Below are 722 nucleotides of genomic sequence, written 5' to 3'. Positions count from 1 at the left end.
TTACGGCTCCCCGAGGCGGTATCGTTGTTCGCCACGTCCTTCTTCGGCTCCTGGTGCCTAGGCATCCTCCGTGCGCTCTTACTAGCTTAACCTGGCGTTCCGGTTGATTCGGCTTGCCCTATTGGGTCAATCTCGAACAACCTTCACTCACAGCAAAACCTCGCTCGCTTTCGCCAACTCCGCTTGCTGCTATTTAATTCAGCTAAAGGATGTTTCAGCAGAAGAATTGCTTCTTCTTTTTACTTTCGTTATCCAGTTTTCAAGGAACAAATGAAGCGTCGTGTTACTCACGCTCGGGGTAATGACTTACCCGCTTGGCGACGTCCTACTCTCCCAGGACCCTGCGGTCCAAGTACCATCGGCGCTGGAGGGCTTAACGGTCGTGTTCGGTATGGGAACGCGTGGTTCCCCTCCGCCATCGCCACCAAACAGGTGTTTTTGCGGACGAGTTTCTTCCTGAATAACTTCAGCAAAAGACCCAACCATGTATTTCATTGGAAAGAAAATTCATCATAAAGAAGATGATTAATCTTTCAAAACTGACAACGAGTGAGCGAGAACCTCTGCCTGAGGGGTCTTACTAATGAAAGCAAAGCTTCCTGTATCCGTTCCTCGCAGGAACGGGATAATCCTTAGAAAGGAGGTGATCCAGCCGCACCTTCCGATACGGCTACCTTGTTACGACTTCACCCCAATCATCTACCCCACCTTCGGCGGCTGGC

The 722-nt window shown here is 50.7% G+C and carries 3 rRNA genes; all 3 read right to left on the bottom strand.

Annotation, left to right across the window (positions count from 1 at the left end):
- Positions 1–92 (bottom strand): 23S ribosomal RNA (locus tag HFP08_RS28920); the annotation flags it as partial.
- Between the two features lie 220 nt (positions 93–312).
- Positions 313–429: ribosomal RNA gene (rrf, locus tag HFP08_RS28915) — 5S ribosomal RNA — on the bottom strand.
- A gap of 207 nt (positions 430–636) precedes the next feature.
- Positions 637–722, bottom strand: a 16S ribosomal RNA gene (locus HFP08_RS28910); the annotation flags it as partial.

Origin of the sequence: Paenibacillus sp. HB172176 (assembly GCF_011947265.1) — a bacterium.
Classification (GTDB): Bacteria; Bacillota; Bacilli; order Paenibacillales; family Paenibacillaceae; genus Pristimantibacillus.
The sequence above is the reverse complement of the archived record's forward strand: the minus strand, read 5'-3'. Positions and strand labels throughout refer to the sequence as shown.